Source organism: Hungatella sp. SL.1.14 (genome assembly GCF_024460495.1).
GTDB lineage: Bacteria > Bacillota > Clostridia > Lachnospirales > Lachnospiraceae > Hungatella > Hungatella hathewayi.
Genome location: NZ_JANFYJ010000490.1, coordinates 1 through 290, shown reverse-complemented (window position 1 = coordinate 290; position 290 = coordinate 1). Strand labels below are relative to the sequence as shown.

Annotated in this window: 1 protein-coding gene; it reads right to left on the bottom strand. The window is 53.4% G+C overall.

The annotated features are described in order from the left end of the window. Positions 1 to 290, bottom strand: a 290-nt coding sequence (locus NE473_RS31965; RefSeq protein WP_349769282.1) for a sensor histidine kinase, incomplete at both ends; no start/stop codon positions are given.

The following is a 290-nucleotide window of genomic DNA, read 5'->3' as shown; positions in this document are numbered from 1 at the left end:
CTTCAGTTCTTCCCTGATTTCCTCAAGCCGCTCCGGCGCAATCCCGGCTCCTGTGTCGGACACGGAAATAAAAATCCGATGTTCTTTTATCCATGACCGGATATGGAGCCGTCCGCCTTCCGGCTTTACTGCGAGCCCGTGGACAATGGCGTTCTCCACCAGCGGCTGTAAGGCAAATACCGGAATCATGACATCCATAGTATCCTGGCTACATTCCGAGGTATACCGGATCCGGCTGCCGAACCGCATCTTCTGAAGGTAGATATAATCCTCCACCACCTTCTTCTCCC